Genomic DNA, 6366 nt, shown 5'->3' with positions numbered 1-6366 from the left:
ATGCTGCGCGACCACGCTGTCTACCAACCCGCAACCACTACTGCGGCGGCTTGACAACGTCATTGAGATTCTCCTTCGCCTACCGCGACGGCCGTCCACTACGGCCGGCGGCCCGCGCCGCGGCCTCGTCTGCCTCCATGCGAGCAGCCTCCGCCATGGTCGGTGCCCCACCGCCCAGCCGGCGCGGCGTCCAGTACGCCCCGGGTTCGTGCGGGTAACGCTGTTGCACCTGGTGTAGCAGCGTGGTCATCGACTCGCGCAGCGCAGCGTCGGTCCGCGCGATGTCTTCGGCCGCCCGCACCGGCGCGCCCACCTGCACACTAATCGGCACCTTGGTGCGGCCCAGTGTGCGCGGGTGGTCTTTGGTCCAGATCCGGTGCGCTCCCCACACGATCACGGGGATCATCGGGACGTCCGCGTCGATGGCCATGCGGGCGGCGCCCGTTTTGAACTCCTTGAGCTCGAAGCTGCGGCTGATCGTGGCCTCCGGATACACCCCGACCAGTTCGCCCTCGCGGAGCCGCTGCACGGCCAGCGCGTAGGCGCCCGCCCCCGCACCGCGGTCCACCGGAATGGTCCGGGTGTGCTTGATCAGGAAGTTGACGATCTTCACCTGCTGCATTTCGGCCTTGATCATGAACCTGAGCCGGCGCTGCCGGCGATGCACGGCCAGCGCGGCGGGCAGAAAGTCGACATAGCTGGTGTGGTTGATCGCGATCACGGCGCCACCGGAGTCGGGAATGTTCTCCTCGCCGCCGTAGGAGATCCGGGTGTCGGTGGCCGCAACCGCCAGCCGGGCCAGGACCTCGAGCGTGCGAAAGACCGGCTCCACCATCGATCGCTACTCCGGCGCTCCCGCGGATCCAGCCCGGCGCGCCGCGCGAGCGGCCGCCTCCTCGGCGTCCATCCGGGCGGCTTCGGCCAGGGACGGGGCACTGCCGCCCAGCCGGCGCGGCACCCAGAACTCACCGGCCGGATGCGGCCCATACATTTCCTGGGCCCGCTCCAGCAGGTGTTGCATCCGCGAGTGCAGCAGCCCCTTCAATTCCTCGACGCCCAGCGTGGGTTCGATCGGTTCGCCGACGAGCACAATGATGGGCACCTTCGGGCGCAACAGCTTCTTGGGGTGCCCCTTGGTCCAGACCCGCTGCGCGCCCCAGACGATCACCGGAACGATCGGCACCCCGGCCTCGACCGCCATCCGGGCGGCACCCGACTTGAATTCCTTGATCTCGAAGCTGCGGCTGATCGTGGCTTCCGGATAGACGCCGACCAGCTCCCCGTCCTTGAGATTCCTGACCGCTTCCTCATAGGAGGCGGCCCCGTCCTGCCGGTTCACGGAGATGTGCCGCAGGCTGCGCATGATCGGGCCGGTGATCCCGTGGTCGAACACCTCCTGCTTGGCCATGAACCGCACCTTGCGACCCAGACCCTGCTGGTAGGCGGGCAGACCCGCGAACGTGAAGTCGAGGTAGCCGGTGTGGTTGATGGCGATGACCGCACCACCGCTCTTGGGCAGGTTTTCGACGCCCGTGACCGTGATCTTGAGACCTTGTAAGCGCCATACCAAGCGGGCAAGTTGAATGACAGTCCCGTATACCGGTTCCACAGCTGTTCAGCCTAATGCTCCCGGCTGTGAGTCACCGAAGTGCCGAGAAGGGGGACTCCGGTGCTGGGCTGGAATTTCTTCCCGGCCGGGTTGGGATGCGGAATCCTTTGCCGCCTGCGGCGTCGAGCCGGACACCGGGACGCACCGACTGCTGCCGCGGTGGTGGCAGGCCGAAGATGCTGCCTCGCGCTAAGCTCGGGTGCTGAAAAGCCGTTATCCGGCCGCGGGCCGCAACGGCCTTTGAGCGGCCTCCAGGAAGGTGTTTGTGCAGGTCACGAGCGTAGGTCACGCCGGATTTCTGATCGAGACCCCCGCGGGCAGCATCCTTTGCGACCCCTGGGTCAATCCCGCGTACTTCGCGTCCTGGTTCCCGTTCCCGGACAACAGCGCGCTGGACTGGGACAGGCTGGGCGACTGCGACTACCTGTACGTGTCGCACCTGCACAAGGATCACTTCGACGCCAGGAATCTGGCCGAGCACGTCAACAAGGACGCGGTGGTGCTGCTGCCCGACTTCCCGGTGCCGGACCTGCGAAACGCGTTGCAAGAGCTCGGTTTCTACCGGTTCTTCGAGACCAGCAACTCGGTCAAGCACCGGGTCAGCGGCCCGAAGGGCGACCTCGATGTCATGATCATCGCCCTGCGGGCACCGGCCGACGGCCCGCTCGGTGACTCGGCACTGGTGGTTTCCGACGGCGTGACAACGGCTTTCAACATGAACGACGCCCGGCCGGTCGATCTGGACGTCCTGGCGACAGCTTTCGGACACATCGACGTGCATATGCTGCAGTACTCCGGCGCGATCTGGTACCCGATGGTCTACGACATGCCCGCGCGCGCCAAGGAGTCGTTCGGTGTCCAGAAGCGGCAGCGGCAGATGGACCGCGCCCGCCAGTACATCGCCCAGGTGGGCGCGACGTGGGTCATCCCGTCGGCCGGGCCGCCGTGCTTCCTGGACCCGGAGCTGCGTCACCTCAACGACGACCGCGGCGATGCGGCCAACATCTTTCCGGACCAGATCGTGTTCCTCGACCAGATGCGCACCCACGGGAACCACGGCGGTCTGCTGATGGTCCCCGGCTCGACCGCGGACCTCACCGGCACCACCTTGAATTCGCTCAGCCATCCGCTTCCCGACGACCAGGTCGAGGCGATCTTCACCACCGGGAAGCAGGCCTACATCGCCGACTACGCCGAGCGGATGGCGCCCGTCCTGGCCGCGGAGCGGGCGAGCTGGGCCCCCGCCGCCGGGGAACCCTTGCTGGAGCAGTTGCGCGCCCTGTTCGAACCGATCATGTCGCAGAGCGACGAGATCTGCGACGGAATCGGCTACCCCGTCGAACTCGTGATCGGCCCGGAGACCGTGATCCTGGACTTCCCGAAACGCGTGGTGCGCGAACGAATTCCGGATGAGAAGGTCCGCTACGGGTTCGCCATCGCACCTGAGTTGGTCCGCACCGTGCTGCGCGACCGGGAACCGGATTGGGTCAACACCATCTTCTTGTCCACCCGATTCAGGGCCTGGCGCGTCGGCGGCTACAACGAATACCTGTATACGTTCTTCAAGTGCTTGACCGACGAACGGATCGCCTACGCCGACGGCTGGTTCGCCGAGACGCATGACGATTCGTCGTCAGTCACGCTGGAGGGCTGGGAGATTCAGCGTCGCTGCCCCCACCTGAAGGCCGACCTGTCGAGATTCGGCGTGGTGGAGGGTAATACGTTGACCTGCAACCTGCATGGCTGGCAGTGGCGATTGGATGACGGGCACTGCCTGACGGCGCGGGGTCACCAACTGCGAAGTTCACGAGCATGACCGACGGCCAAGGCCAATCTTACGACGACGGCCTGGTTCAGCTGGACCGCGCCGCAATCACGCTGCGGCGCTATCACTTTCCTTCCGGCACGTCCAAAGTCATTGCACTGAGCTCGATTCGCGGCTACAAGGCCGAGGGGTTGGGCCTGTTCACGCAACGATTCCGGATCTGGGGCAGCTCCGACCTCCGTCGCTGGCTGCCGCTGGACGTGAGCCGGCCGTTGAAGTCGACGTTGATCACGCTCGACGTGCCCGGCATTCGGCCCAGCCCGGCCTGCACACCGGCGCGACCGGATGAGTTCACCGCACTACTGGATGAGCTGCTAAGTCAGCGCGGTTAGCGGCGCGCGCGAGTGCGCAAATGCCTGGCTCTGTCGGCCGTCGGCGACCCGGACGTAGGCCGACTTCATGGCCTGGATGTACCGGCCCACCGATTCGCGGGCGACCGGGTTATCGGGAAACAGCACCGTCACCTTGGTCTCGTGCTGGAGCCGAATCACCCACAGCGAAACCTGATGGGAGACCCTACCCTCGTCGTAGATCCGAAAGTTCAAGTCGGAGTTGGCGACAGACGACAAGGGGGCGATGCTGGCGTCCAGGAACGACATCACGAAGTTGCCGGGCCGTGGCCTGTCCAGGCCCGCCTCCGGAGGCGCCAGCTCCAGCACTCGGTCGAACGGTACGGTCGCCAGCTCGATGCCCGAATCGAACGACGTCTGCGCGGAGCGCGCCGCGGCGTCGAACAGCCCCGCGTCGACGCCCACCGTGACCGGAACCAAGCCGGTGAACCAGCCCGTCGTCATCAACTCCGTCGGCGTCCTGCGTGTATCGGTGGTGGTTACCACGGAAAAAGTGTCGGCACCGGTCAGTTCGCGCTGCGTGAGGCCCGCGCAGCCGAACACCCCGCCGCTGAAACGGGCGTCCGCGCCGACGCAGGCTCGCTCGAACCGTTCCGTCTGCCGCTCGTCCAACAGCGTTTCGGTGACGAGCCTGCCGGCATAGGGCACCGTGAGGTCGCCGAGGGGCAGCGGGAAGTACGGCAGCGTTCCGCCGTTGTCGGCGGCGAACTCTATCCATGCGCGCACCTCGGGGGAGTCCACCGTCAAAGCGGCCAGCTCCTCCCGCTGGCGGACGCAGTAGTCGCCGTACCGGCCGGCCTCCGGGAGTTCGACGGGTGCGGCGCCGCCGACCAGGGCGGCGTACATCATGTGGATCTCCGTGAACAGAACGCCGACGATCATCGGATCGACACACAGGTGAGCGATGCTCGCGTAAAAGGTGAAATGGTTGCCGCTTTGCACGACCCCGAAGAAGAAACAATCCCACTGCAGCGGCTGCGGGGTCGATATGTGATCTCGCAACTCCTTCGGCGTCAGCTGCCCATGCTTGATCGGGACGAATTCGATATCGCCCGGGTCCGCGATGGTGTGGCGAACGATGTGTCGGGCATCGCGGTACTCGAACCAGCTGTGATAGGTGTCGTGCCGGCGAATGTGCGCGTTGATCGCGTAGTTCATGGCGCGGATGTCGCACCGGCCCGGAATCTCCCAGGTGAAGATCATCAAGCGCGACATATCCAGACCCCGCGCCGCGTGATCGCTGTAGCGCCGAAGATGTTGCGTTTGCTGGTAGCTGGGGGGTACCGGACTGACCGGCGCTTCCGCCGCTTTGGCCTTCGCTGCGGGTGAAGCATGCCAACAGGTAACGGGGCCCGCTTGCGGTGTCCAGCCTCGGAGAGTTGTTATGCCAAACACTGAATACCCTGCACCTCCGCGCTATTCGGCTCGGCATAGCTGAAGCTGAGCGGCCCGCCAAGCGATGCTTCCAAGCGACCTACCGTCCGCGCTGTCGCCACGGAGCCGAGCCCGCCAGTGCGCCCGCAGCTACCCCGCGGCCGGGCGTGTTCACGCGCTCCCACGAAATCCCTTGGCGAACACCCACAATGGCGAGCACCGAACCAACAGGTCCAGCTGCCGCCCAAGGACTTCTCCAGCCGAAAAGTGGTACTGCGGGAATCATCAGCATAACCGCTATGCACGCCGGGCGCGCAGTGAAACCCCGTGGGCGCGTCACGTCTGAATTACGGCCGCCTTACGGAAGACACCAAATCCGATGGCCGGCTTGGCCGGCGAGTTTCAGCGCGGAGCCGGGCGGGGTGCGGTACGGTTGCCCAGCATGTGGATCACCGTGCTGGTTCTGGCCGGCTCGGTGATCTTCGAACCGATACGGCTCGGTGTGGTGGTCCTGCTGCTCAGCAGGCGGCGCCCTCTTTTGCAGCTGCTGGTGTTTTTGTGCGGTGGCTTCATCATGGGTGTCGGCGCGGGTCTGGTAGTGCTTTTCATCCTCAGGGCCGCGCCGGTCGTCGGCCACTTCAGCGTGGCGCAGGTCCAGATCGCGTCCGGGTTCGTCGCGTTGCTGATCGCCGCTGTCCTGGCCACCAATGTGTCGCTGCGCAGGATGGTCCGCCCCGCACCGGCGGACGGGGCGGTCGGCGGCGGTGGCAGTGGTGGCGTTGCACTGCTGGAACGGACGGCGCCGCGCCGGCAGCACCTGGCAGACCGCGCACGCACCTTTTTGCGAGGTGACTCGCTAAGTGTCGCAGCGGTTAGCGGGATGGGGGCCGCGTTGCCGTCCGCGAATTACCTGGGCTCGATGGCCGCCATTCTTGCCTCGCACGCCGCACCGGCCGCACAGGTTCAGGCGCTGGTGGCCTTCAACCTGGTCGCGTTCACCGTGGCCGAGATCCCGCTGATCGGCTACCTGGCAGCGCCGCAGAAGACGCGCGCCTTCATGGCCGCGCTGCAAAGCTGGCTGCGATCCCGCGGCCACCGCGACATCGCCGTGTTGGTGGCGGCCGGGGGATGCTTCATGCTCGTCCTCGGGGTGACCACCCTCAGCGCGGGGTAGCATCCCTGCTATAGCTCTTTCGACAGGCCGGAGG

6 protein-coding genes are annotated in these 6366 nt (G+C 66.1%); 3 read left to right on the top strand and 3 right to left on the bottom strand.

Features of this window, described 5'->3' with window-relative positions; translation table 11 throughout:
• Positions 1–79 precede the first annotated feature (79 nt).
• Together AWC17_RS14400 and AWC17_RS14395 are read right to left on the bottom strand one after the other, a co-directional pair.
• Positions 80–835, bottom strand: coding sequence for a lysophospholipid acyltransferase family protein (locus AWC17_RS14400; protein WP_085164806.1), 756 nt, complete (start codon positions 833–835; stop codon positions 80–82).
• A gap of 6 nt (positions 836–841) precedes the next feature.
• On the bottom strand, positions 842–1609 hold the full coding sequence (locus AWC17_RS14395; protein ID WP_046183331.1) for a lysophospholipid acyltransferase family protein: 768 nt from the start codon (positions 1607–1609) through the stop codon (positions 842–844).
• 265 nt (positions 1610–1874) lie between these two features.
• On the opposite strand from AWC17_RS14395, the gene AWC17_RS14390 reads away from it, so the two are divergent.
• Both AWC17_RS14390 and AWC17_RS14385 read left to right on the top strand, forming a co-directional pair.
• Positions 1875–3425 carry an MBL fold metallo-hydrolase gene (locus AWC17_RS14390; protein WP_046183336.1) on the top strand — a complete coding sequence of 517 codons (1551 nt, stop codon included), beginning with the start codon at positions 1875–1877 and terminating at the stop codon, positions 3423–3425.
• Complete coding sequence (locus AWC17_RS14385) at positions 3422–3766, top strand: hypothetical protein (protein ID WP_047322850.1); 345 nt, start codon at positions 3422–3424, stop codon at positions 3764–3766. The genes AWC17_RS14390 and AWC17_RS14385 overlap by 4 nt, the downstream gene beginning before the upstream one ends.
• Here AWC17_RS14385 and AWC17_RS14380 read toward each other — a convergent pair.
• Complete coding sequence (locus tag AWC17_RS14380; protein ID WP_047322849.1) at positions 3749–5179, bottom strand: condensation domain-containing protein; 1431 nt, start codon at positions 5177–5179, stop codon at positions 3749–3751. The two genes, AWC17_RS14385 and AWC17_RS14380, sit on opposite strands and share 18 nt — an antisense overlap.
• Positions 5180–5600: 421 nt before the next feature.
• Between AWC17_RS14380 and AWC17_RS14375 the strand changes: the two genes are divergently transcribed.
• Positions 5601–6332, top strand: a complete 732-nt coding sequence (locus AWC17_RS14375) for a GAP family protein (protein WP_047322894.1) — start codon at positions 5601–5603, stop codon at positions 6330–6332.
• Positions 6333–6366 lie beyond the last annotated feature (34 nt).

It is taken from the genome of Mycobacterium nebraskense (genome assembly GCF_002102255.1).
Classification (GTDB): domain Bacteria; phylum Actinomycetota; class Actinomycetes; order Mycobacteriales; family Mycobacteriaceae; genus Mycobacterium; species Mycobacterium nebraskense.
This window is presented reverse-complemented; position numbering and strand designations above follow the sequence as displayed.

What these genes read in the sequence shown, in the direction of transcription:
- AWC17_RS14400 (WP_085164806.1), bottom strand. Translation starts at nt 835, where the DNA reads ATGGTGGAGCCGGTCTTTCGCACGCTCGAGGTCCTGGCCCGGCTGGCG.
- AWC17_RS14375 (WP_047322894.1), top strand. Translation starts at nt 5,601, where the DNA reads ATGTGGATCACCGTGCTGGTTCTGGCCGGCTCGGTGATCTTCGAACCG.
- AWC17_RS14385 (WP_047322850.1), top strand. Translation starts at nt 3,422, where the DNA reads ATGACCGACGGCCAAGGCCAATCTTACGACGACGGCCTGGTTCAGCTG.